This window comes from Janthinobacterium sp. 67 (assembly GCF_002797895.1).
Lineage (GTDB): Bacteria > Pseudomonadota > Gammaproteobacteria > Burkholderiales > Burkholderiaceae_D > Janthinobacterium.
In genome coordinates this window covers 6,137,272-6,161,708 of sequence record NZ_PGES01000001.1, presented here as the reverse complement: position 1 = coordinate 6,161,708, position 24,437 = coordinate 6,137,272, and the positions used below count along the sequence as shown (strand labels likewise).

At 61.4% G+C, this 24,437-nt stretch carries 22 protein-coding genes and 2 tRNA genes; 8 read left to right on the top strand and 16 right to left on the bottom strand.

Going from position 1 to position 24,437, the window contains the following annotated elements; all coding sequences use genetic code 11:
• Nucleotides 1-8: 8 nt before the first annotated feature.
• The 4 genes from CLU90_RS27735 to hisC form a co-directional block, all read right to left on the bottom strand.
• Complete coding sequence (locus CLU90_RS27735; RefSeq protein WP_092718840.1) at nt 9-1,073, bottom strand: YeiH family protein; 1,065 nt, start codon at nt 1,071-1,073, stop codon at nt 9-11.
• A 205-nt stretch (nt 1,074-1,278) separates the two neighbouring features.
• A complete protein-coding gene (locus CLU90_RS27730; protein ID WP_100429322.1) occupies nt 1,279-2,148 on the bottom strand; it encodes an NAD(P)-dependent oxidoreductase in 870 nt (289 codons plus the stop codon).
• Between the two features lie 63 nt (nt 2,149-2,211).
• Complete coding sequence (locus tag CLU90_RS27725) at nt 2,212-2,649, bottom strand: GNAT family N-acetyltransferase (RefSeq protein ID WP_100429321.1); 438 nt, start codon at nt 2,647-2,649, stop codon at nt 2,212-2,214.
• Between the two features lie 4 nt (nt 2,650-2,653).
• Complete coding sequence (hisC, locus tag CLU90_RS27720) at nt 2,654-3,709, bottom strand: histidinol-phosphate transaminase (RefSeq protein ID WP_100429320.1); 1,056 nt, start codon at nt 3,707-3,709, stop codon at nt 2,654-2,656.
• Nucleotides 3,710-3,838: 129 nt separating this feature from the next.
• Here hisC and CLU90_RS27715 point away from each other — a divergent pair, with 129 nt between their 5' ends.
• Entirely contained in the window at nt 3,839-4,375 is a 537-nt protein-coding gene (locus CLU90_RS27715) for a hypothetical protein (protein ID WP_157808912.1), read from the top strand.
• 163 nt (nt 4,376-4,538) lie between these two features.
• Here the strand turns inward: CLU90_RS27715 and CLU90_RS27710 are convergent.
• The 5 genes from CLU90_RS27710 to CLU90_RS27690 all read right to left on the bottom strand — a co-directional run bounded on the left by CLU90_RS27710 (nt 4,539) and on the right by CLU90_RS27690 (nt 8,263).
• Nucleotides 4,539-4,628, bottom strand: a tRNA-Ser gene (locus CLU90_RS27710).
• A gap of 257 nt (nt 4,629-4,885) precedes the next feature.
• Nucleotides 4,886-4,975: transfer RNA gene (locus tag CLU90_RS27705), tRNA-Ser, on the bottom strand.
• Between the two features lie 77 nt (nt 4,976-5,052).
• Nucleotides 5,053-6,342 (bottom strand): serine--tRNA ligase, encoded by a 1,290-nt coding sequence (serS, locus tag CLU90_RS27700; RefSeq protein ID WP_100429318.1) that lies wholly within the window; start codon nt 6,340-6,342, stop codon nt 5,053-5,055.
• A gap of 146 nt (nt 6,343-6,488) precedes the next feature.
• Nucleotides 6,489-6,692, bottom strand: coding sequence for a hypothetical protein (locus tag CLU90_RS27695; protein WP_100429317.1), 204 nt, complete (start codon nt 6,690-6,692; stop codon nt 6,489-6,491).
• A gap of 149 nt (nt 6,693-6,841) precedes the next feature.
• The gene (locus CLU90_RS27690; RefSeq protein WP_100429582.1) at nt 6,842-8,263 is read right to left on the bottom strand and encodes an aminotransferase-like domain-containing protein; all 1,422 of its coding nucleotides are present in this window, start codon (nt 8,261-8,263) and stop codon (nt 6,842-6,844) included.
• Nucleotides 8,264-8,443: 180 nt separating this feature from the next.
• Between CLU90_RS27690 and CLU90_RS27685 the strand changes: the two genes are divergently transcribed.
• On the top strand, nt 8,444-8,734 hold the full coding sequence (locus CLU90_RS27685) for a DUF2917 domain-containing protein (RefSeq protein WP_157808911.1): 291 nt from the start codon (nt 8,444-8,446) through the stop codon (nt 8,732-8,734).
• Complete coding sequence (locus tag CLU90_RS27680; RefSeq protein ID WP_100429315.1) at nt 8,731-9,468, top strand: NAD-dependent epimerase/dehydratase family protein; 738 nt, start codon at nt 8,731-8,733, stop codon at nt 9,466-9,468. Before CLU90_RS27685 ends, CLU90_RS27680 begins: the two co-directional genes overlap by 4 nt.
• A gap of 2 nt (nt 9,469-9,470) precedes the next feature.
• Here CLU90_RS27680 and CLU90_RS27675 read toward each other — a convergent pair whose 3' ends face one another.
• The 3 genes from CLU90_RS27675 to CLU90_RS27665 form a co-directional block, all read right to left on the bottom strand.
• Nucleotides 9,471-10,778 carry a replication-associated recombination protein A gene (locus CLU90_RS27675; RefSeq protein WP_100429314.1) on the bottom strand — a complete coding sequence of 436 codons (1,308 nt, stop codon included), beginning with the start codon at nt 10,776-10,778 and terminating at the stop codon, nt 9,471-9,473.
• A gap of 70 nt (nt 10,779-10,848) precedes the next feature.
• Nucleotides 10,849-11,505, bottom strand: coding sequence for an outer membrane lipoprotein chaperone LolA (gene lolA / locus CLU90_RS27670; protein WP_232731352.1), 657 nt, complete (start codon nt 11,503-11,505; stop codon nt 10,849-10,851).
• Nucleotides 11,506-11,510: 5 nt separating this feature from the next.
• On the bottom strand, nt 11,511-13,871 hold the full coding sequence (locus CLU90_RS27665) for a DNA translocase FtsK (protein WP_092718803.1): 2,361 nt from the start codon (nt 13,869-13,871) through the stop codon (nt 11,511-11,513).
• A 215-nt stretch (nt 13,872-14,086) separates the two neighbouring features.
• On the opposite strand from CLU90_RS27665, the gene trxB reads away from it, so the two are divergent.
• The 3 genes from trxB (at nt 14,087) to CLU90_RS27650 (ending at nt 16,487) form a co-directional block, all read left to right on the top strand.
• Nucleotides 14,087-15,040 (top strand): thioredoxin-disulfide reductase, encoded by a 954-nt coding sequence (gene trxB / locus CLU90_RS27660; RefSeq protein WP_034758671.1) that lies wholly within the window; start codon nt 14,087-14,089, stop codon nt 15,038-15,040.
• Between the two features lie 7 nt (nt 15,041-15,047).
• On the top strand, nt 15,048-15,722 hold the full coding sequence (locus tag CLU90_RS27655; RefSeq protein WP_092718801.1) for a Smr/MutS family protein: 675 nt from the start codon (nt 15,048-15,050) through the stop codon (nt 15,720-15,722).
• A gap of 135 nt (nt 15,723-15,857) precedes the next feature.
• Nucleotides 15,858-16,487 carry a trimeric intracellular cation channel family protein gene (locus CLU90_RS27650; RefSeq protein WP_034786156.1) on the top strand — a complete coding sequence of 210 codons (630 nt, stop codon included), beginning with the start codon at nt 15,858-15,860 and terminating at the stop codon, nt 16,485-16,487.
• 143 nt (nt 16,488-16,630) lie between these two features.
• Here CLU90_RS27650 and CLU90_RS27645 read toward each other — a convergent pair whose 3' ends face one another.
• Nucleotides 16,631-16,969, bottom strand: coding sequence for a P-II family nitrogen regulator (locus CLU90_RS27645; RefSeq protein WP_034758685.1), 339 nt, complete (start codon nt 16,967-16,969; stop codon nt 16,631-16,633).
• Nucleotides 16,970-17,143: 174 nt separating this feature from the next.
• Nucleotides 17,144-18,760 (bottom strand): NAD+ synthase, encoded by a 1,617-nt coding sequence (locus CLU90_RS27640; protein ID WP_100429312.1) that lies wholly within the window; start codon nt 18,758-18,760, stop codon nt 17,144-17,146.
• A gap of 91 nt (nt 18,761-18,851) precedes the next feature.
• Here CLU90_RS27640 and CLU90_RS27635 point away from each other — a divergent pair, with 91 nt between their 5' ends.
• Nucleotides 18,852-20,009, top strand: a complete 1,158-nt coding sequence (locus CLU90_RS27635; RefSeq protein ID WP_092718796.1) for a GNAT family N-acetyltransferase — start codon at nt 18,852-18,854, stop codon at nt 20,007-20,009.
• A gap of 62 nt (nt 20,010-20,071) precedes the next feature.
• Here CLU90_RS27635 and CLU90_RS27630 read toward each other — a convergent pair whose 3' ends face one another.
• Both CLU90_RS27630 and ppa read right to left on the bottom strand, forming a co-directional pair.
• Nucleotides 20,072-20,632 (bottom strand): HdeD family acid-resistance protein, encoded by a 561-nt coding sequence (locus tag CLU90_RS27630; protein ID WP_092718793.1) that lies wholly within the window; start codon nt 20,630-20,632, stop codon nt 20,072-20,074.
• A 214-nt stretch (nt 20,633-20,846) separates the two neighbouring features.
• A complete protein-coding gene (gene ppa, locus CLU90_RS27625; protein WP_071324543.1) occupies nt 20,847-21,395 on the bottom strand; it encodes an inorganic diphosphatase in 549 nt (182 codons plus the stop codon).
• Between the two features lie 612 nt (nt 21,396-22,007).
• On the opposite strand from ppa, the gene CLU90_RS27620 reads away from it, so the two are divergent.
• Nucleotides 22,008-24,434 carry a membrane-bound PQQ-dependent dehydrogenase, glucose/quinate/shikimate family gene (locus CLU90_RS27620; protein WP_232731351.1) on the top strand — a complete coding sequence of 809 codons (2,427 nt, stop codon included), beginning with the start codon at nt 22,008-22,010 and terminating at the stop codon, nt 24,432-24,434.
• Nucleotides 24,435-24,437 lie beyond the last annotated feature (3 nt).

Sequence of the window (24,437 nt, the reverse complement as noted above, 5' to 3'; positions counted from 1 at the left end):
CGGCTCGCTCAGCGCGTCAGCAGGACGGCGATGGCGACAAAGGCGGCGATCCACACGGTTTCCATCACCAGCATGATCACGGGACGCCAGCCCAGCGAGGCCAGCGACTGGAACGACGTTTTGACGCCCAGGGCGGCGATGGCGATGACGAGACAGGCGCGCGAAGCGTTGTTGATCCAGCCATTGACTTCCTGCGGGATCAGGCCCAGGCTGTTCGTGATGACGAGCCAGACAAAGCCGATCAGGAAAAAGGGCACGAGCGGCGGCGCGTCCACTTCGCTCTTGCCGTCCTTGCGCTTGAACATGATGGACAGGCCCAGCACGACGGGCACGAGGCAGGCCACGCGCGTCAGTTTGACGAAGGTGGCCACGTCGCCCGTATGGTTGCTGACCAGGTAGCCGGCGCCCACCACTTGCGCCACGTCATGGATGGTGCCGCCGATGAACACGCCCGCTTCCGTCGGGTCAAAACCCAGCAGCTTGACCAGCAGCGGGTAGACGATCATGGCCAGGGTCGACAGCGACGTCACGCCGACCACCGTCAGCAGGGTGAACTTTTCGTTTTCCTTGGTTTGCGGCAGCACGGCCGAGATGGCCAGCGCGGCCGACGCGCCGCAGATGGCGACCGAGCCGCCCGACAATATCCCTTCCGTGATGGGCCGCTTGAGCCACCTGGCCAGCAGGTAGCCGAAACCCAGGGTGGCGATGAGGCCGCCGACGACGATCAGCAAGGGCGTCACGCCGACCGAAGCGATCTGGTTGAAGGTGATACGCGCGCCCAGCAGGGCCACGCCCGTGCGCAACAACACCTTGCTGCAAAACTCGATGCCGGGCTTGCAGGTGGGATCGGACGCGAGGAAGTGGAAAGCCAGGCCGAAGAACAGTGCGTACAGCAGTTGCGGACCGCCGTAATTACTGGAAATAAAGGTGGCCGACAAGGCAATCACCAGCGCGATGGCCACGCCGGGCCAGCTACGCAGCACGGCGCGGGGGCGCCAGATGGCGACGGCCGAAGACAGGTAGGGAATGTTCTTGTCGACAACGCGTGTTATCGCTGAGGAGTTGGTTTTCATGCGGGTCCGCTCATAATGTTTTAAAAATTGGGACATTTCATCTCGTTTTTTAATAATACACGATGAGCTAGCGAAGTCCATGCTTTTCCATGAAAATCGAAACCGTATGTTCCGGAAACTGACGTTTTTTACTTTTCAGTCCCGTAAACGACAAGCGGCGCGGCCCTTTGCAGGGACGCGCCGCTCTCTACTGACGAGTTAAATTTTACTTTTTGTTCAGGCGGGTGATCAGGCTGGACGTATCGTAGCGGTTGCCGCCCGCCTGCTGCACTTCGCCATAGAACTGGTCCGTCAAGGTCGTCACGGGCAAGTCGCTGCCGTTGCGCTGGGCTTCGGCGAGGCAGATACCGAGGTCCTTGCGCATCAGGTCGACGGCGAAACCGAAGTCGAACTTGCGCTCTATCATGGTCTTGCCCCGGTTTTCCAGCTGCCACGACTGTGCCGCGCCCTTGGAAATCACGTCGACTACCAGCGCTGCGTCGAGGCCCGCGTTTTCCGCAAAGGCGATGCCTTCGCTCAAGGCTTGCACGAGGCCCGCGATGCAGATCTGGTTGACCATTTTTGTGAGCTGGCCGGAACCGGACGCGCCCATATAGGTGACGGCGCGCGAAAACAGGACGATGACGGGCTCGGCCCGTGCATAGGCCTCTGCGTCGCCGCCCACCATCACGGTCAGCTTGCCGTTTTCCGCGCCAGCCTGGCCGCCGGACACGGGCGCGTCGAGGAAGAACACGCCCTTCTCATTCGCCGCCGCGTGGATGGTGCGCGCCGCTTCGGCCGAAGCCGTCGTGTGGTCGATCAGGATGCTGCCCGGCGCCATGGCGGACAGCAAGCCGCCCTCTTCCAGGATCACTTGATACAGGTCGTTATCGTTGCCGATGCAGGTGAAGACGAACTCGGCGCCGGCAGCGGCTTCTGCCGGCGTGGCGGCGCTCTTGCCCTTGTGCTGCTCCAGCCAGGCGGCCGCGCGGGCCGGGTTGCGGTTGTACACGGTGACGTCGTGCCCGCCCGCCGCCAGATGGCCTGCCATGGGGAAACCCATGACGCCCAAACCGATGAATGCCACTTTTGCCATATTGTCCGTCCTGTCGATGTATGAATCCGATTATTGTTGCACAAACAGTCGCCGCCGGCAGCATCAAGCCGCGGGGGCGCGCCGATAATACAGGTCGAACGCTTCCTCTCCATCGGGTACGAAGCCGTGCCGCACGTAGAAGCGGTTCGCCTCGCTGCCGCGCAAGGCGCCCACGCGCACGCTCTTGCGAGCCGCATCGGCCTCGGCAAACACGCGCGCCAGCACGGCCGCGCCCAGGCCTTGCCGCTGGCGTTCGGGCGCCAGGTAGAGGTGGTCGAGCAACAGATAATCGGCTTGCGGGCGCAGCACATAAAAGCCTGCCAGCGTGCCGCCGTGGCGCAACTGCCAGGTGCAGGCGGGGTCGAAGGTGGCCAGGAAGCGCTGGCGCGCGCGCTGCGGATCATAGCGGCCGATGCGCTCGAGACTTTCGCGCATGGCGGCCACGCGCAGGCTGGCCAGCGCCTCGCCATCGGCCAGGCTGGTAGGAACGAAGGTCAGCATGGCGTCACAGTATTGCGCGCAAGGCCGCCAGCAAGGCCGCGCATTCGCCCACATTGCCGATGCTGATGCGCAGATACTGGCTGATGCGCGGTGCATTGAAATGGCGCACGATCACGGAACGGGCGCGCAAGCCGGCCGCCAGTTGCGCCGCGTCATGCTGCGGGTGGCGGGCAAAGACGAAATTGGCCACCGACGGCAGCACCTCGAAGCCCAGCGCCGCCAGGTCTTGCGTCAGCTGATCGCGGCTGGCGATCACGGCCTGGCGCGTCTGCTGGAAATACGCTTCATCGTGCAGCGAAGCGACGGCGCCGGCCAGCGCCAGCCGGTCCAGCGGATACGAATTGAAACTGTTCTTCACACGTTCCAGCGCCTCGATCAGGTCAGCATGCCCGAAGGCGCAGCCGACGCGCAAGCCGGCCAGCGAACGCGATTTCGAGAACGTCTGCACCACCAGCAAGTTCGGATAACGGTCGACCAGGGCCACGGCGCTCTCGCCGCCGAAATCCACGTACGCTTCATCGACCACCACCACGGCGTCGGGATGGTCGCGCAACAGGGTTTCCACGCCGGCCAGCGGCAAGTCCACGCCCGTCGGGGCATTCGGGTTCGGGAAGATGATGGCGCCGCATGGCCCCTGGTAGTCTTCGGGGCGGATACGCATGGTGTCGTCGAGCGGCACGGTGCGGTAATCGATGCCGTACAGCTTGCAATACACGGGATAGAAACTGTAGCTGATGTCCGGAAACAGCAGCGGCGCATCGTGCTTGAGCAAGGCCATGAAGGCCAGCGCCAGCACTTCGTCGGAACCGTTGCCGACGAATACTTGCGCGCTGTGCAAGCCGTGGTAGCCGGCCAGAGTTTGCTTCAGTTCGCTGGCCGTGGGATCGGGGTAGAGGCGCAAGGTGTCGTTACTGGCTTCGTGCAGTGCGGCCAGCACTTGCGGCGACGGGCCGTAGGGATTTTCGTTGGTGTTGAGTTTGACCAGGTCGGGCAGTTTGGGTTGCTCGCCAGGGATATAGGGGGTCAGCTCGCTGACGATGTTGCTCCAGAATCGGCTCATTGCTTTTATTGGTGGGGTCGGGATGGGAGGGGGTAGATTACCATAGGCTGAGCAGGGTCAAGGTGGGTGGCGACGGCGAGGCGTAGCGTGGACTGCATCGGCATCGACCGAAGCTGAAGAGGACGCAGCATGAACAGCATGCACGAGCTGAGCGATACGTGGCTGCGGCCTGACGCGCTGGAGCGACACGCACGCCAGCGCAAGATCGATGCATGGCTGCAGGTTGCGGCCAGCCTCAGCGAACAGATCGCTGCCGAATTGCAGACTGCCACGGACCAGCTACAGGATGAAGGAATGGCTGACTTGCAACGCGCGATGGCACTGGCGCAACGCTTGGCGAGGAATAGCAAGGCCATGCACGATACGCTCGGGACACTGTTTGACAGGGGTGAAAAAAACGAGGAGCATGGAATGAAAAGCATGGAGGATTGCACCATGGACGAGCAGGTCAACACACTGGGAAAAGACATGGCTGGCGTAAAAGCAGATATTGCCGTTCTCAAGACGGATGTCGGCAACTTGAAACTGGACTTGGCAGTGGTGCGCTCCAATTATGCGACCAAATCCGATGTAGCTGAGGCGAAGTCGGCTGTCATCCTGTCGTGTGTGGGCACAATGATTGCACTGTCGGGCGTGGCGTTTGCGGTGGCTAGGTTTGTGCACTAGCTTGTTGCGTTAGTGGCGGCGCTAGTTATTAGAACTTGAATGGAGGAAAAAACGCCTTGCGCTGCGCGCTTTGGGCGGTTTTTCTACATGCATTGAGACGTCGCAGGTCTGTTGGCATCACAAATAAAAAAAGCTCCCTTGCGGGAGCTTCTCTTATGTATTCTGGCGGAGAGGGTGGGATTCGAACCCACGGTACGATTTAACGTACGCTTGATTTCGAGTCAAGTACATTCGACCACTCTGCCACCTCTCCGTTTACTGCGGTCTATTCATTCAAACTGACATGCCGGTTTGAACGAGGCGCTATTTTAGCATGGGTGTTGTTGGGTTGGGTAGGGGTTTGTTGCTGATCTTGCTTTGGAAAAGCAAAACCCAATTTGACGATTCGGGGAGCCTCGCGCGAATACGCGCTCGTCTTCGAATCCCACGCGTACGCCCCGCAGGGGGCGTACTCCTTTCCGCCGCCACAAATAAAAAAAGCTCCCTTTCGGGAGCTTTCTCTATTTGTTCTGGCGGAGAGGGTGGGATTCGAACCCACGGTACGATTTAACGTACGCTTGATTTCGAGTCAAGTACATTCGACCACTCTGCCACCTCTCCATTTGCTGCGGTCTTTCCCCGCATTGCTGCGAGAAGGCAAGATTATAGCAGCCCGCAGCGAAAAGAAAAGGACTATTTTAGGCCTTCAGATGCGTCAGGCCGCCCATGTACGGGCGCAGCACGGCAGGGATCTCGACGCTGCCGTCCGCTTGCTGGTAATTTTCCAGCACGGCGACCAAGGTGCGGCCCACCGCCAGGCCGGAGCCGTTCAGGGTGTGGGCCAGTTCCGGCTTGCCGGCGGCGTTGCGGAAACGCGCCTGCATGCGGCGGGACTGGAAGGCTTCGCAGTTCGACAGGGATGAAATTTCGCGGTAGGTGTTTTGCGCCGGCAGCCACACTTCCAGGTCGAAGGTCTTGGTGGCGCCGAAACCCATATCGCCCGTGCACAGCGACATGACGCGGTATGGCAGACCCAGGCGTTGCAGAATCGTTTCCGCGTGGCCGACCATTTCGTCCAGCACCTGGTACGAGGTGTCCGGATGCACTACTTGCACCATTTCGACTTTATCGAACTGATGCTGGCGGATCATGCCGCGCGTGTCGCGGCCGTAGCTTCCCGCTTCCGAACGGAAGCATGGCGTATGGGCCGTCATTTTCAGCGGCAGTTGGTCGAGCGCGAGGATTTCATCGCGCGCGATGTTGGTCAGCGACACTTCCGACGTCGGGATCAGGTAGAAGGTCTCGCCCTCGCCTTCCGCGCCGCCTTTTTTCACCGAGAACAGATCGGCTTCGAATTTCGGCAGCTGGCCCGTGCCGCGCAGCGAATCGGCGTTGACCATGTAAGGGGTATAGCATTCCGTGTAGCCGTGCTCGTCCACGTGGGTGTTGAGCATGAATTGCGCCAGCGCGCGGTGCAGACGGGCGATGCCGCCCTTCATGACGGAAAAGCGCGAACCGGTCAGCTTGGTGGCCACTTCGAAATCGAGACCCAGCGGGCCGCCCACGTCGACGTGATCCTTGACCTCGAAATCGAAGCTGCGTGGCGTGCCGACCTTGCGCACTTCCACGTTGCCCGACTCGTCCATGCCCACGGGCGACGATTCGTGCGGCAAGTTCGGCACGGCCATGATGAAGTCGCTCAGCTTGGCTTGCACCACGGTCAGGGCCGCTTCGTCGGCTTTCAGTTCATCGCCCAGGCCGGCCACTTCCGCCATCACGGCCGAGGTGTCTTCCCCCTTGCCTTTCAACATGCCGATTTGCTTGGACAGCGCGTTGCGCTTGCCCTGCAGCTCTTCGGTGCGCGTCTGGATCGCCTTGCGTTCGGCTTCGAGGGCGGTAAAACCTGCCACGTCGAGCTGGAATTTGCGCGTCGCCAGGCGTTCTGCGACGGTGGCGATGTCTTTACGGAGAAGTTGGATATCTATCATGGGTGGATGGCGGTGCCGATGTATCGAAAGCACTCATTGTACCAAGACCCGTTCAGTTCTTTATGAGTTTTGCACATGGCGGCCATCGTCATGGCGGCATGGCTGGGCACCCGCGCCCGCTTTGCGGCGACTGCTTAGTTTAGTGCTTAGATAAAGGCGGCTTTTTCGGCAGCGCTCAGGCGGCGGGCGCTGACGGTCACGACAGGCATCGTGCTGTCTGCGGCCTGGGCGACCACGGTGGAGGTGGCGCTCACTTCCAGGGTATTTGCGCCGGCGGTGGCGAAGCTGGCGCCGATGGCGATGATGGCGGCGGCGACAAAGGTGATTTCCATGTTTTTCAGTGCGTTCATGATGTGACTCCTGGTTGGTTTGCGTCGTTGACTGCTGCTGGTATGGTGCTACTTTAGCCAACGGCCACAAACAACGCCACCGGCTTGCGACCAGCGGCGAAAAACAGGGAGCGAACGGTGAAAAACGGGGATTGAAGCGCACAGAATAGTTACAAGGCGTCCTTGACGATACGCCCTAGCCGGCTGATAGCCTGTTCGATGCGCGGCGTCCACGCATTGCCGCAATTGAGGCGCAGATAATTGCCGAACTTGCCCGAGGCCGAGAACAGCTGGCCCGGCATGTACGCCACGCCGTCCGCGATGGCCTGGCCGTGCAGGGCCAGCGCATCGATTTGCGGCGGCATCTGCACCCACAGCACGAAACCGCCCTGCGGTTCGGACAGCATGCAGTCCGCCGGAAAGCTGGCCGCCACGGCGTCGGACATGCGGGCGATGCGCTGCACCAGGGTGCGTCGCATCTTGCGCAGTTGCTGGTCGTAGCTGCTGCCTTCCAGAAAATCGGCCAGCACGGCCTGGAAGAAATGGCTGGTGGCGCCGCTCGACACGGTTTTCAGCAGAGCCACTTCCTGCGCGAAGCGCCCGGCCAGCACGTAACCGACGCGCGAAGCAGGCGTGATGGCCTTGGAAAACGAGGAGCACAGCAACACGTTGCCGCTCGTATCGTAGGCTTTCACGGGCCAGGGCCGCTGCGGGGCAAAGCACAGGTCGCCATATACATCGTCTTCCACCAGCGGAATATTGAATTCCGACAGCAGCCCCGCCAGCCGCTTCTTGTTTTCTTCCGGCATCACGCAACCGAGCGGGTTATTTGCGTTCGGCACGAACAGACACGCCTGCACGAGGCCGGCGCGCAGGGCCAGCTCGAGCGCGTCGAGCGACGGCCCCATCTTCGGGTCGGTGGGGATTTCCAGCGCCTTCATGCCCAGGCTTTCTATCATCTGCAACAGCACGAAATACGTGGCCGACTCGATGGCGATCGTGTCGCCGGGCTTGGCGACGGCGCGCAGGCACAGGCTGATTGCTTCCGTGCAGGAATTCGTCACGACGATCTCGTGCGGGTCCAGCTTGCCCCAGTCCAGCGCGCGGCGCGTCACCTGGCGCAGGAAATTGCTTTCGCTGACGTCGTAGCAGCTGACCTTGCTCAATAAAGCGGGCTCGCGCCGCGCCACGGCGCTGATGGTGCGCTGCATGCGCTTGATGGGCAGTATCTCGTCGGGCGGCCAGGCCGTGCCCAGCTGTACGATATCGGGCGCCTCGTTTTCCTTCAGCACGCGCATCAACAGGTTGTTGATGCCGACAAAGGCCGGCTCCTTCAAATGCTGGGCGTCCGCGCTGCACGGGCGGCGCGGCGCGCGGTGGCGCACGAAATAGCCGGACTGGGGCCGCGCATCGACCTGCCCCCGGTCTTCCATCAGGCGCAAGGCTTGCATCACCGTGCTGACGGAAATGCGCTTTTGCTGCGCCAGGTGGCGGATCGATGGCAGGCGGTCGCCGGGCGCGAACACGCGCGAGTCGATCAAGGCGCCCAGCTCGTTGGCCAGGTGCTCGTACAGATTCAAATGCGCGCTCATGTTCATCCCTTCAGTATGCGGCTCGCGCACGTGGCCGGCACAGATACAGTTGCCGAGTTTTTTGACAAGCACAGTGTACGACAAGGGACACTGTGTTCATGACAATTTCGTTTTCCTGCATCTGTCATGGTTCACGGCAAGCGCCTAAGCTGTTCCTGTCAGCACAACAGGAGCGATGCCATGCATACCGACCACGAATTACGCAGCGAACGGCCCTTACGCCTGGAAAACGCGCACGCCAGGGTCATCGAATGCCTGTCCGGCACGGCGTGGATCACGGCCTACGCCCAGTTCGAGGATTGCGTGCTGCGCAGCGGCGAACGCTATACGATACCGAACGACGGCCTGGTGCTCGTCGAAGCCGTCGGTAGCGGACACATCCGCGTGCATGGGACCGCCGCTCCGCGCCCTGCCCTGCTGCGCTGGCTGAACCTGGCACTGCCTCACACACTGATCACAAGGAATACATGACACAAGCTCCACTGCGCGTCCTCGTCACGGGCGCCGCCGGCATCATCGGCACCGCTTTCTGGAAGAGCCGGCACGGGGAGTTCTCCCTGCGCCTGGCCGACCTGCACACAGGCAAGCTGGCCGAAGCGCCCTGCCCCGCCATTGAGCTTGACGTCGCCGACTATGCCGCCTGTCTGGCTGCCTGCATGGATATCGACGTGGTGCTGCACCTGGCCGGCGTGCCGCACGCCAGCGCCGATTTCGATGCACAACTGCTGCAGCCGAACATCGTCGGCACGCACAACATCTTCCGCGCGGCACAGGAACAGGGAGTGAAAAGAGTGGTACTTGCCAGCAGCGCGCAAGCCATCGAGGGTTACCCGCTGGACGTGCAAGTGCAGGAAAGCATGCCGGCGCGTCCCGCGAACATGTATGGCGCCAGCAAGGCCTTTGGCGAAGGCGTGGCCTCGGCCTTTGCGCACCAGCATGGCATGACGGCGATCGCCGTGCGCATCGCCAACGTGGCCCACTTTGCGCCAGGTCAACAGCACAGCGCACGCGACATCGCCGCCTTCATCAGCGAGCGTGACGTGGTGCAACTGCTGGCCCGCTGCATGACGGCGGACGTGCCGGCCGGCTACCACGTCGTGCATGGGGTGTCGGATAACCGCTACAAGCGGCTGTCGATTGCAGCGACGCGCCAGCTGGTCGGCTACGCACCGCAGGATGACGGTTTTACCTTACTGGGTTTATAAGCTCAGCCTTTTCCCGCTTTGCGATCCAGCTCGCGCAGCCACGCCAATTTATCGGCGATCTTGCTTTCCAGACCGCGCGGCACGGGCTGGTACCAGCCCGGTTCGGCCATGCCGTCCGGGAAATAGGTTTCGCCAGCAGCATACGCATCGGGCTCGTCGTGCGCGTAGCGGTAGGCGTGGCCGTAACCGAGTTCCTTCATCAGCTTCGTCGGTGCATTGCGTAGATGCACGGGCACTTCCTTCGACTTGTCTTTCTTCACAAACGCCATCGCCGTATTGAAGGCGTTATAGCCGGCATTGCTTTTCGCGGCAATCGCCAGGTAAATCACGGCCTGGCCCAGCGCCAGCTCGCCTTCGGGCGAACCCAAGCGTTCATACGTTTCGGCCGCGTCATTGACCATGGTCAAGGCGCGCGGGTCGGCCAGGCCGATGTCTTCCCAGGCCATGCGCACGATGCGCCGCGACAAATAGCGCGGGTCGGCGCCGCCATCGATCATGCGGCAAAACCAGTACAGGGCCGCATCGGGGTTGGAGCCGCGCACGGATTTATGCAGGGCGGAAATCTGGTCATAGAAATTGTCGCCGCCCTTGTCAAAGCGGCGCGAATTTAATGTGAGCGCATTGTCGACGAAGGCCGCGTCGATCTTGGTCGTACCCGTCGAGCTGGCGGCCGTCTCGGCCTGTTCCAGCAAATTCAAAAAGCGCCGCGCATCGCCATCCGCATAGCCGATCAGGGTGTCGGCGGCCGCATCGTCAAAAGTCAGGTGCGTCAGCGCCGTGCTTTGCGCCTTGGCCAGCAACTGCTTCATCTCATCTTCGTTGAGCGATTTCAACACATACACTTGCGCGCGCGACAGCAGCGCCGAGTTCACTTCGAAGCTGGGGTTTTCGGTGGTGGCGCCAATAAACGTCACCAGGCCCGATTCGACGAAGGGCAGCAAGGCATCCTGCTGCGACTTGTTAAACCTGTGGATCTCGTCGACGAACAATAATGTGTGCTTGCCGAACTGGTCCAGGCTGTGGCGTGCCTGGTCCATGGCCGCGCGGATATCTTTTACGCCGGCAAACACGGCCGACAAAGCGATGAATTCGCTGTCGAAGGCATTCGCCATCAGCCGCGCCAGGGTGGTCTTGCCCACGCCGGGCGGCCCCCACAAGATCATCGAATGGGCCTTGCCCGCCTCGAACGCGAGGCGCAGCGGCTTGCCCACGCCCAGCAGATGCGTCTGGCCGATGACTTCATTCAGGGTGGCTGGCCGCAAGGCTTCGGCCAAGGGCTGGCGCGGTGCGGTGGAAAAGAGATCCGCCATAATATTTACCGGGTAAGAATGCAAAGGCCCCGCATCGCTGCGAGGCCGGTCAAAAACAAAACGTCAACAATCAATTATTGATGACATCCGCGCCCTTGGGCATGACAAATTGAAAGTGATTGGCAGACAAGGCAGGATTCTTCTGGAAGTTCTTGAACGCCAGCACCGACGTCTGTCCGAACGAATCGCGCAATTCCATCGCTTCCGGCACGCCGTTGCGCAGGCCGATGGTGATTTCGTCGAACGTCGTGTCCTTGGCTTTCGGTGTCGCTTTCAGCCATTCCAGGCCATCGCGCGTGCCCGCTTCGGCCAAGGTAAAGTTCTTTTCCAGGTCGTTGCTGCCGAACAAAATCGCCGCTGGCGAGGAACCGAGCGCGTCGCCCAGTTTCTTGACCGTCACCTGGCTCAAGTCCTTGTCGTAGATGTACAGCTTGTCGCCATCGGCTTGCAGCAGCTGCTCGTACGGCTTCAGATAGGTCCAGATGAACTTGCCTGGGCGGGCAAACTCGAACGTGCCGCTGGCCGGCGTCGACACTTTCGCCTTGCCGGCCGCGTCCGCCTTCTTGACCTGGCGCTGCACGAACTCGCCCTTGGCCGACTTGGTGCCGGCCGCAAAGCTCTTGAATTGCTCCAGCGCGCTGGCCGAGGCGCTGGCCGCGAACAGCAGGCTGCAGGCAACGCTGGCCGCGCCGATCATCATTTTTGCTGCGAAAGTCGTGTTCTTCATTCTGTTTACCCTTGTTCACTACTGGCCGCCGGCACGAGGATGTCCCGGTTGCCATTGGATTGCATGGTTGATACCACCCCGCTCTGCTCCATCTGCTCGAGCAGACGGGCGGCGCGGTTGTAGCCGATGCGCAAATGACGCTGCACCAGCGAAATCGAGGCGCGGCGGTTTTTCAGCACCACCGCCACCGCCTGGTCGTACAGGGCATCGGCCTCGCCGCCACCCTCGCCCGGCGCGCCGCCTTCAGCGCCATCGCCTTCCAGGGTGCCGCCTTCGAGGATGCCCTCGATGTAATTCGGTTCGCCCTGCAGCTTCAAATGGCTGACAACGCGGTGGACTTCTTCATCGGACACGAACGCGCCGTGCACGCGCATCGGCAAGCCCGTGCCAGGCGGCATGTACAGCATGTCGCCCATGCCCAGCAGGGTTTCCGCACCCATCTGGTCGAGAATGGTGCGCGAGTCGATCTTCGACGACACCTGGAAGGCGATACGCGTGGGAATGTTCGCCTTGATCAAGCCCGTGATCACGTCTACAGATGGGCGCTGCGTGGCCAGAATCAAGTGCAAGCCGGCGGCACGCGCCTTTTGGGCGATACGGGCGATCAATTCCTCGACTTTTTTGCCCACCACCATCATCAAATCGGCCAGCTCATCGATGATGATGACGATGGTCGGCAATTTTTCCAGCGGCTCGGGCGAATCCGGCGTCAGGCTGAACGGATTCGGGATGTGTTCTTCGCGCTTTTTCGCGTCGGCGATCTTCGCGTTGTAGCCGGCCAGGTTACGCACGCCCATCTTGCTCATCAGCTTGTAGCGGCGTTCCATCTCGTTCACGGCCCAGTTCAGCGCGTGGCCGGCCTGGCGCATGTCGGTGACGACGGGCGCCAGCAAGTGCGGAATGCCCTCGTAGACGGACATTTCCAGCATCTTCGGATCGATCAGGATCAGGCGTACGTCGAGCGGGTCGGATTTGTACAGCAGCGACAGAATCGTCGCATTGATGCCGACCGACTTACCGGAACCGGTCGTGCCGGCCACCAGCAAGTGGGGCATCTTGGCGAGATCGGCGACGACGGGCTTGCCCGCGATATCCTTGCCCAGCGCGATCGTCAGGCTGGACACGCCATCGTTGTAGACCTTGGAGCCGAGGATTTCCGTCAGGCGCACGATCTGGCGCTTGGTGTTCGGCAGCTCCAAGGCCATGTAATTCTTGCCTGGAATGGTTTCCACCACACGAATCGACGTCAGGGACAGCGAACGGGCCAGGTCGCGCGCCAGGCCCACGATCTGGCTGCCCTTGACCCCCGTGGCCGGCTCGATTTCATAGCGCGTAACGACGGGGCCGGGGTAAGCGGCCACTACCTTGGCATCCACGCCAAAGTCGGACAATTTCTTTTCGATCAGGCGGCTCGTGAATTCCAGGGTTTCCACGGACACCGTTTCCACCACGGGCGGCGCTTCATCGAGCAGCGACAGCGGCGGCAGCTTGCCATCGCCCAGGTTCTCGAACAGATGGGCCTGGCGCTCCTTTTCCACGCGCTCCGATTTCACCACCGTCACCACCTGCGGTTCGATCTTCACGGGCGGCGCGGCCACGTGTTTCTCGACATGCTTGGCCCGCTCGATGACCACCACTTCGTCGCGGCGCACGGCGGCCACTTCGCCTTGGCGGCGGTCTTCGCGGTCCTGGTAGCGCAGCACGAACCAGTTGACGGCGTCTTCGATGGCGCCGCCGATGCGCTCGGCCACTTGCAGCCAGGACACATGGAAGAACAGGGAAAAGCCCAGGCCGAACAGCAGCAACAGCAGCAAGGTGGCGCCCGTGAAACCAAAGGCCACGTGGGCCGAGTGCCCGACCAGCTGCCCCAGCACGCCGCCCGGGTCGCGCGGCAGCTGCACGTGCAGGCTTTTTGCCATGCGCAAGTATTCAAGTCCCATGCTGCCGATCAGCATGATGGAGAAGCCGACGATGCGGATCAGCATCTCGACATGGTGCTCGCGCTCCACTTCCTCTTCTTCCAGCAGGAAGCGCTTGCTCAGGCGGCGATAGCCGTGCCAGACCGTGCGCAGCAGCCACACGCACCACCACCAGGCGGAAAAGCCGAAGATATACAGCAACAGATCGGAGAAGGTCGCGCCGAGCTTGCCGCCCAGGTTGGCCACCTTGTCGACATTGGTGGCGTGCGACCAGCCGGGGTCAAGCTTGTTGAAGCTGGCCAGGATGAGCACGAAATACAAGGCAAACGCGGCCAGCGCGAACCAGCGCGCCTCGGACAGCAGCCGCACCAGCCGGTTGGGCAGGGGCCGGCGTTCGACCGGTTTTCGGGTGTAGCTATTTTGATTGGCCTGGGCTGGTTTAGTCATTCTGGGAAGCGCTGCAAGGTGAAAAATGTTTCTGAAAGGGAATTTCCCATAATAAGGAAGTATTCTAAGCCATATATGCCCCGGACGGCCCCACGATTCGTCGCTACAGGCGGCTTGGTCTATAATCGTGGATTGATTGCGCAAGCGCAATACGCCCTTGTTCTTCGCGCGTATGCCCCCAATTCGGATAGACCCCACTCATAGAGAAGCTTCCCATGACCACTACCAAACACGCCCGCGTTTTGATCCTCGGCTCCGGCCCAGCCGGCTACAGCGCCGCCGTCTACGCCGCCCGCGCCAACTTGAACCCGATGCTGGTCACCGGCGTGGAACAAGGCGGCCAGTTGATGACCACCACCGACGTGGAAAACTGGCCCGGCGACCCGATGGGCGTGCAAGGCCCGGACCTGATGCAGCGCCTGCTGCAGCACGCCGAGCGTTTCAATACGGAAATCGTGTTTGACCACATCCACACCACGTTCCTCAATGAAAAGCCGATCCGCCTGAAGGGCGACAGCCACGAATATACGTGCGACACCCTGATCATCGCCACGGGCGCGTCCGCGCAATACCTGGGCCTGCCATCGGAAGCGGAATTCATGGGCAAGGGCGTGTCCGCCTGCGCCACCTGCGATGGTTTCTTCTACCGCAACCAGGAAGTGGCCGTCGTCGGCGGCGGCAACACGGCCGTCGAAGAAGCGCTGTACCTGTCGAACATCGCCAATAAAGTCACGCTGATCCACCGCCGCGACAAGTTCCGCGCGGAAGCGATCTTGATCGACCGCCTGAACGCCAAGGTTGCCGAAGGCAAAATTGTGTTGAAATATAACCACACTCTGGACGAAGTCACGGGCAACGAAGGCGGCGTGACGGGCTTGAACATCAAGTCGACCATCGACGGCAAGGTCGAAGCCTTGAGCGTGCACGGCGTGTTCATCGCCATCGGCCACAAGCCGAACACGGGCATCTTCGAAGGCCAGCTGGACATGCACAACGGCTACATCAAAACCAAGACGGGCCTGGAAGGCATGGCCACGGCCACCAGCGCGCCGGGCGTGTTTGCCGCCGGCGACGTGCAAGACCATATTTACCGCCAGGCCATCACCAGTGCCGGTACGGGTTGCATGGCAGCACTGGACGCCCAGCGCTACCTGGAAGGCCAGGAGTAAGCGTCGCATGGCGTCGATGAAAGACTTTGCCGACCTGAAAGCGGTCAGCAAGCAGCTCAAGGAGCAGGCGGACGCGCGCGCGCAAGCCGCGGCTGAGCGCGCCAAGCAGGTCAAGGTGCAGGCCGTGGAAAGCAATCTGTTCAAGGCCAGCATCGGCGGCGTCAAGCGCCTGCCCGAGTCGGACCGCTACGTGCCCAGCTTGCCCAAGGCGGGCGCGGTCAGCGCCCAGCAGCCGGCGCGCAAATTGTCTCCGGAAGAGGACGATGCGGCCGTGCTGCGCGAATCGCTGTCGGACTTGTTCGAGGTCGATCATTACCTGGAAAACGATCCTGCCCTGAACTACGCCCGCCCCGGCGTGGGACCGGACGTGGTCAAGAAGATGCGCAAGGGCCACTGGCCCATCCAGGATGAGCTGGACTTGCACGGCTTGCGCCGCGACGAGGCGCGCGACGGCATCGGCGCCTTCCTGAACCAGGCGACGCGGCGCAAGCTGCGCTGCGTGCGCGTGATCCACGGCAAGGGTTTTGGCTCGAAAGGCCAGGAACCGGTCTTGAAATCGATGGTGCACAGCTGGCTCGTGCAAAAGGATGAAGTCGTCGCCTTTTGCCAGGCGCGCCGCTCCGAAGGGGGCGATGGCGCCCTCGTCGTATTGCTTTCTTCCGCCCTGCAGCCCATCCGCTGAGCACCGCAGCAAGAAATTACAACTCAGTAACAAGTTAGCTCTCGCACACGGCCCCGTTTGTCACCATTCGGGGCCGTGTCATGTTAACCTGTGACAATTATTTCCTGCTTAGCGTCTCGTGCACGCGCTCCACCCATGATGCCACCCCAATTGCCGCCTGGCTCGCTGATCAAGATCATTGAGGTCATCGCCATCCTGGTGGGCGCGTTTTCCGGCTTCATCGAAGCGCGCCGCAAGCGCATGGACCTGGTCGGCGTGTTCGTCGTGGCCTTCATCACGGCATTCGGCGGGGGGACTTTGCGCGACATCCTGCTCGACAAGCGGCCTTTGTTCTGGGTTTCGCACCAGGAATACGCGATCCTCATCTTCGTGCTGGCCCTGACGGCCGCGCCCCTGATCCAGCATCTGCGGCAAATCGTCTCGGAACGGCTGATCGTCATCGCCGACGCCATCGGCCTGGGCATGTTCGCCATCGCGGGCGTGGCCGAAGCCATGCGCGCCGGCATGCCGATCTTTATCGCCTCGATGATGGGGGTGATTACGGGGATTTTCGGCGGTGTGATGCGCGACATCGTCTGCAACGAAGTGCCGATGGTGTTTCGCGACGGCAAACCGTACGCCATCTGCGCGTTTTTCGGCTGCTGGGCTTATTTATTGCAGATGCACTTCGGCGCCGAGCACGACTTCGCGCTGTGGACCAGCGCCAGCGGCATCACGATTCTGCGCCTGATATGCTGGAAATTCGATATGCGGCTGGGGCGCTGATGCGCCAAGCGGCAACATTGTTGGCGGCGCATGTCGGCTTACGCGCTGGCACGCCAAGCCGACCTACGGCATGACACACATTGCTACGGGTAGGTCGGATTAGGTCCGCAGGACCGTAATCCGACACCATTGCTGGCCCAGACTTACACCGCGTCCGGACCAGTTTCGCCCGTGCGAATACGGATCACCTGCTCCACGTCGCGCACGAAAATCTTGCCATCGCCGATCTTGCCCGTGCGGGCTGCCTTGATGATGGCGTCGACCACCAGTTCCGACACGCTGTCGTCCACCACCACTTCGACTTTGACCTTCGGCAGGAAGTCGACCACGTACTCGGCGCCACGGTACAGCTCGGTATGACCCTTCTGGCGGCCAAAGCCCTTCACTTCCGTCACGGTCAAGCCCGTCACGTTCACGTCGGCCAGAGCCTCGCGCACTTCGTCAAGCTTGAATGGTTTGATGATGGCGGTAATCTGTTTCATGGCTTTCTCCTTATTGATAATCGACAATTCTTCACCAACTTGCTTAACGGGACCCCGCAAAACCGTAGCGAGCAAGTTCAATACCGGGTTGAGTAGCGGAGCCGTACTTTAAGTACGGTGAGCAACGGATGCCCGGTAGTGAGCTGCGCAGTAGGTTTGGCGGGGTTCCCCTCGTTATTCGTAGAACTTCGACGTGATCGGGTAGCGCCAGTCGCGGCCGAAGCCACGGTGCGTGACGCGGATGCCCACCGGCGACTGGCGCCGCTTGTATTCATTGATCTTGATCAGGCGCGTGATTTTCGCCACGTCGGCCGGCGGGTAGCCAGCCTCGATAATGTCGGCGATCGGCCGGTTTTCTTCCATGTACAGCTGCATGATGCCATCGAGTATGTCGTACGGCGGCAGGGAATCCTGGTCCAGCTGGTCGGCCCGCAATTCGGCCGACGGTCCGCGCGTGAGGATGCGCTCGGGGATCACGTCGGACACACTGTTGCGGTACGCGCACAAACGGTAGACGAGGGTCTTGGCGATATCCTTGATCACGGCAAAGCCGCCCGCCATGTCGCCGTACAGGGTGCAGTAACCGACCGCCATCTCGCTCTTGTTGCCCGTCGTTAGCACGATGCTGCCATGCTTGTTCGACAAGGCCATCAGCAAGGTGCCGCGGATGCGCGCCTGGATGTTCTCTTCCGTCGCGTCTTCCGCCAGCCCGGCGAACTCGTCAGCCAGGGTGGCGCGGAAGGCGTCGAAGGTGTGCTTGATCGGAATTTCATCGTAGCGCACATCAAGGCGTTTTACCATGTCGCGTGAATCGATCCACGAGATATCGGCCGTAAATTGCGATGGCATCATGACGGCGCGCACTTTGTCGGCGCCCAGCGCATCGACGGCAATGGCCAGGGTCAGGGCGGAATCGACGCCGCCCGACATGCCGATCAGCACGCCCGGGAAACCATTCTTGCCGATATAGTCGCGCACGCCCAGCACCAGCGCCTGGTACACCTGCGCTTCCGTGCTCAACGGCGCGGCCAGCGGTTGCGGCACGGGCGTGGCACCGTCGAAGTCGACCAGCTGCAAATCTTCCTCGAAGTGGCGCAGCTGGGCGCAGATGGTGCCGGCCGCATCCATGACGAACGAGTCGCCGTCGAAAATCAGTTCATCCTGGCCGCCGACAAGGTTGGCGTAGACCAGGGCCATGCCTTGCGCGCCGACGTTCCTGCGCATGGTGTCATAGCGCAGATGCTGCTTGTTCATGTGGTAGGGCGAGCCGTTCGGCACCAGCAGCACTTGCGCGCCGGCCGCGCGGGCACGCGCAGGCGCATGCTCGAACCACGTGTCTTCGCAGATATTGATGCCGAAACGCACGCCCTTCACGCCAAACACGAAAGCCTGGACCGACGACGTGAAGTAACGCTTTTCATCGAACACGGTCGTGTTCGGCAAATCGTGCTTGCGGTAGGTGCCCAGCACTTCGCCATTGAGCAACACGGAGGCGGCGTTGTAGCGCACGCCCTTCTCGTCTTGCAGGGGCAAGCCCACCACCACGTGCAAATCCTTGAACTGGGCCAGGTCGGCAGCCAGTCCCGCAAACGCTTCCTGCGTTTTTGCGTAGAATGCATTGCGCAGCAACAGGTCCTCGGGTGGATAGCCGACCAGCGACAGTTCCGGCGTGAGCACGATATCGGCGCCCGCTTCAAAGGCGCGGCGGGAAAGGTCGAAGATCTTGGCACGGTTGCCGGCCAGATCGCCGACCGTACTATTCATTTGAGCAATTGCGACTTTGACTGTCATGATGATGATGGATATTTTCGTTCTATTAAACAAGACAGGGGCGCGCAGGCCGATGACGGCGCCCCGAGAGTGATGAATGCACACTACAACAATGAATTATCGCACGGCTATCGTCACTACCCTGGCTGAAATTGGCGAAGCGGCCTGGTCTGAACTGCTGGCAAGCCAGGCGGAGGCCAAGGCGGAGGCCAATCCCTTCCTTTCCTACGCCTTCCTGCACGCGCTGCACGAGTCCGGCTGCGCCAGCGCGGACACGGGCTGGCAGCCCAATTACCTGGTGCTGTGGCAAGGCGAGACCCTGGCCGCCGCCCTGCCCCTGTACCTCAAAATGCACTCGTATGGCGAATACGTGTTCGACTGGGCCTGGGCCGACGCCTATCGGCAACACGGCCTTGAATATTACCCGAAACTGCTGTCCGCGATTCCATTCACGCCTGTGAGCGGCACGCGCCTGCTGGCCCGCGATGGCGAGGCGCGCGCCGCCCTGCTGGCCTTCCTGCAGGCGCAGCAGCAAGCGGCCGACGTCTCGTCCTGCCACATCCTGTTCCCGCCGGAAAGCGAAGCGCGCCAGCTGGAGGAAGCCGGCTACCTGATGCGTAGTGGCGTGCAGTTTCACTGGCTCAATCCCGGCTACACGGATTTCGAGCAATTCCTCGCCACCCTCGAACACAAGAAGCGCAAGAATATCCGCGCCGAGCGGCGCAAGGTCCGGGAAGCGGGCGTCATCCTGCGCCAGGTACGCGGGACGGAGGCGACGGACGCGGACTGGCAGCTGTTCCACCGCTGCTACAGCAATACCTATGCGGAACACCGTTCCTCGCCCTATCTGTCGCTGGAGTTCTTCCGGCGCCTGGGCGCCAGCATGCCGCAGAACATTCTCTTGGTGATCGCCGAGCGCGAAGGCCGGGCCATCGCCGCCTCGCTGGTGATCCACACGGCTGACACCCTGTATGGCCGCTACTGGGGTGCGCTCGAGCACGTGCCCTGTCTGCATTTCGAGACGGCGTATTACCAGCCGCTGGAGTTTTGCATCGCCAACGGCATCGCCACCTTCGAAGGCGGCGCCCAGGGCGAGCACAAGATGGCGCGCGGCTTCCTGCCGCAAAAGACCTGGTCCGCCCACTGGCTGGCGCACCCGGCCTTTGCGGACGCCGTGCAGCGCTTCCTCGAGCGCGAACGGGGCGGCATCGACGCCTATCTCGACGAGTTGAACGAGCACAGTCCGTTTCGGTCCGCATCACCTTCATGACGTAGAACCCCTTCCCGGCCAGGCGGCGGGGAGCGTCATTCATCCAACGTCATTGAGCCAGGTCAGGCGGTCGAACGACCGGGGCTGGAAGTGGCGGCGCCATCCTTGTGCAGCTTGTAGGCGCGCCATGCCAGGGTCAGCAGCAAGATGCCCGTCAGCAAGGCATACACGCCTATCATCCACACGAGGGCGAACGTGCCTGCTGCGGGAAACAGCAAGATCAGGATGCCGAAGGCGATGGAGATGACGGCGTTAAGCACCAGCAACCATTCGCCCTGGATCGCCTTGCGCAGGCGGATCGCCAGCACGATGTCGAACACCCCGGAAACAAGGGCATTGACGCCGATCATGACGATCAGGGCAAACGTTGTCAGCAGCGGGTTGATGATGGTCAATATGCCTACGGCCAGGCCGCAGATACCCAGAAGCAGCAAAGCCCACCAGTCGCCGCCATGCTTGCGGTTGCTGAACGCGCCGATCACGGACGCGCCGCCGCCGAGCAACGCGTAAGCGGCAAACACCATCAACAGCGACAGCACGGTGACACCCGGCCACGCCAGGGTGATCGCGCCAAAGATGAGGGCCGCCAGCCCCCGCAAGGCCAGCACCCACCACGAACGCATGAATAAATGCCCGGTATGCATATTACCTCCCTGTGATTTATTGAAAGATTGAACTATTAATAATAAATCAGTCGTGGCGAAGCGACGTCATCCTTCGGAAAGCATGATACTTATGGCAAAAAAAAGCCTCCCGCCATGATAGCAGGAGGCGCTTTTTACTCGCACACGGCAGGGAAACCGGCTGCAAGCCGCGGTTTGTCGCGCGGGCGGCTAATCAGGAAGCTGCTTTTTCAGCATCTGCCTTGTAGGCGGCGACGCCGCCGAGGATCTCTTCCTTGGCCACTTCAGGACCATACCAGCCGTCGATCTTGACCCATTTGCCTTTTTCCAGATCCTTGTAGTGCTCGAAGAAATGCTGGATCTGGCGCAGACGCAGTTCGTTCAAGTCTTCCGGCTTTTGCCAGTGGCTGTAGATCGACAGGACCTTGTCGACTGGCACGGCCAGCACTTTCGCGTCTTCGCCCGACTCGTCGGTCATTTTCAGCACGCCGATAGGACGGCAGCGCACGACCACGCCAGGGATCAGCGGGAACGGGGTGATGACCAGCACGTCGACCGGGTCGCCGTCCGGCGACAGGGTGTTCGGCACGTAGCCGTAGTTGCACGGGTAATGCATGGCGGTACCCATGAAGCGATCGACGAAGATCGCGCCGCTTTCCTTGTCGACTTCGTACTTGATCGGATCGGCATTCATCGGGATTTCGATGACGACGTTGAAATCGTTCGGCAGGTCGCGGCCGGAAGAGACGTTATTCAAACTCATGGGGTTCCTCATTAGCGGGTGGTGTTTTAACCGCGCAATTATAGCGAAGTACAGGCCGCTTGTGCGATGCAGCAGCAGCCCGTCGGCGTTTTGCGCGTCCTGCCAGCAACAGTGGCATACCCGGCCCGCCGAACACCACCGCCTGCCACCGGGAGTATAAACAGGCCACCAAAAATAATAAGTAGAAACACTTAAGCATTACTACGGTCGCCCCCGAGTTAATGCCGCCTATATCCGCCTATTTTCAATTCAATATCACCATGCGGCAAACGTGGTTATGGTATTTGATATTGCATTTTATGCAGTCACTTATAACAACGATTTCAATTTCATTCTCTCCGCGATGCGCGCGCATGGCGACGCAGCCGCTTCAATACCTCCCTCCAGCCCGGGAATCCCCTCTTCCAGCATAATATTTGCGCTTATTTGCAGCATTTATTGATTCAAATGGCGGACCTTCCAAAAAGTGGCGCGACCAGAAGACAATCATCAATTCTGATAAACTGTCACATTCTGGTGTTTCCAAAACTTCGCATACTCTGCAAACAAAGCCTACGCTAGATTCAATATGGCGCCTCCGCGCGCCACCGATAAATCCTTGCAAAAAGGAATATGATGATTCCCTCTTTCCGGCCCGGGCCTTTATTAAAGGTCACCGGCGTTATTTTCATTCTGTTCGGCCTTGCCCTGCTGGGCGGCGGCATCTGGCTCGCCTCTCTGGGCGGCTCCTGGTACTACCTGCTGGCCGGCATAGGCATGCTGATCGCAGGCGCGCTCGTCTTCAAAGGCAAGCGCAGCGCGCAGCCCTTCATGGCCTTCCTGCTGCTCGCCACCCTGATCTGGTCCCTCATTGAAGTCAAATTCGACTGGTGGCAATTGCTGCCGCGCCTCGATATCTGGTTTGCCGCCGCCGTCTGGCTGCTGCTGCCCTTCGTCAGCCGCCGCCTGGCGCCAGCCGCCGCAGCGAAACAGGGGCACGCGGGCAAGACGGCCCTCTCCGCCGCCGTGGGCCTGACCGTCATCGCCGGCGTCATCGCCCTGTTCCAGGACTACCATGACCTGCATGGCGACGTGCCGGCCGAAAACATGGCCGCCACCGCCACGGGCGACCTGGCGCCCGGCGTCGAGCACAACGACTGGTCCGCGTATGGCCGCTCCGGCTATGGCGACCGCTATGCCCCTGCCGCGCAAATCACGCCAGCCAATATTTCCGGCCTGAAAGAAGCCTGGACCTACCACACGGGCGACTTCAAGGGACCGAACGATCCGGGCGAGATCGCCAACGAAGTCACGCCGCTGAAGGTCAATGACATGCTGTATTTGTGCACGCCGCACAATATCGTCATCGCCCTGAACCCGGACACGGGCAAGGAAATCTGGCGCCACGATCCGAAGATCAACCGCGACGCGGCCAGCTACCAGCACATGATCTGCCGCGGCGTGGCGTACTGGGACGTGAACGCGGGCCGCGCGAAGAACAATCCCGCACCGGAAGCCGCCGGCATGGAATGCCCGCGCCGCATCCTGGCGCCGACCATGGACGGCACCATGATCGCCGTGAACGCCGATACGGGCGAGTCGTGCAAGAGCTTTGGCAACAACGGCGTCGTCAACCTGTACAAGAACATGGCGATGATCAAGCGCGGTTTCCTGATGCCGACCTCGCCGCCGGCCGTGTCGCAGAAAATGGCCGTGATCGCCGCCAGCGTGACGGACAACCACTCGACGGAAGAGCCGTCGGGCGTGATCCGCGGCTACGATCCCGTCACCGGCAAGCTGATGTGGAACTGGGACCCGGCCACGCCGGAAGATACGCAGCCCTTCCCTGAAGGCAAGAACTACACCAACAACTCGCCCAACTCGTGGGGCGTGGCCAGCATCGATGAAAAGCTGGGCATGGTCTACATTCCGATGGGCAATGAAACCCCCGATACCTGGGGCGGCAGCCGCAACAAGAACGGCGAGAAATTCAACAGCGCCATTGTCGCGCTCGACCTGGCGACGGGTAAAGTGCGCTGGGTCTACCAGACCGTGCACCACGATATCTGGGACATGGACATCGGCGGCCAACCCAGCCTGGTCGACATCGACACGCCGAAAGGCAAAGTGCCGTCCGTCGTGGCCACCACCAAGCGCGGCGACATCTACGTGATCGATCGCCGCGACGGCAGCCTGGTCGTGCCCGCGCCGGAAAAACCCGTGCCGACGAGCAATCCTGCCGCCGGCGACACCCTGTCGCCCACGCAGCCGTTCTCGGCCCTCACGTTCCTGCCAGAGCGCAATATCAGCGAAGCGGACATGTGGGGCACGACGCCATTCGACCAGCTCGCCTGCCGCATCATCTTCAAGGAACGCCGCTATGAAGGCCCGTTCACGCCGCAAACGGCTGGCAAGGGCGCCGTCATTTCCCCGGGTCCATTGGGTATCTTCGAATGGGGTGGCGCGGCCATCGACCCCGTGCGCCAGTTGTTGATCGTCAACCCCGACTACATGGGCTTCCTGGAAAAACTCGTGCCGCGCGCGGAAACGACGGCCAAGGGCGGCACCGGTGGCGAAATGGGCTTGCAGCCGCAGACGGGCGTCCCGTTCGCCGTGGAAATCAAGGCCTTCCTGTCGCCGCTGGGCTTCCCGTGCCAGGCACCGCCGTGGGGCTATGTGGCCGCCGTCGACCTGCGCACGATGAAGAAAGTGTGGATGCACAAGAACGGCACCACGCGCGACAGCGGCCCCGTGCCGATCCCGCTGCCACTGGGCGTGCCCAGCCTGGGCGGCATGGTCACCACAGGTGGCGGCGTGACCTTCCTCAGCAGCACGCTCGACTACTACATCCGCGGCTACGACGTCAGCAACGGTAAAGTGATCTGGAAAGCCCGCCTGCCAGCTGGCGGCCAGGCTACGCCGATGAGCTATGTGTCGAACAAGTCGGGACGCCAGTTCGTCGTCGTCATGGCCGGCGGCCACGGTTCGCTGGGCACGAAGATGAGCGACACCCTGGTCGCGTATGCCTTGCCGGAAGGCACTGCCGTAGAGAAGAAGTAAAGC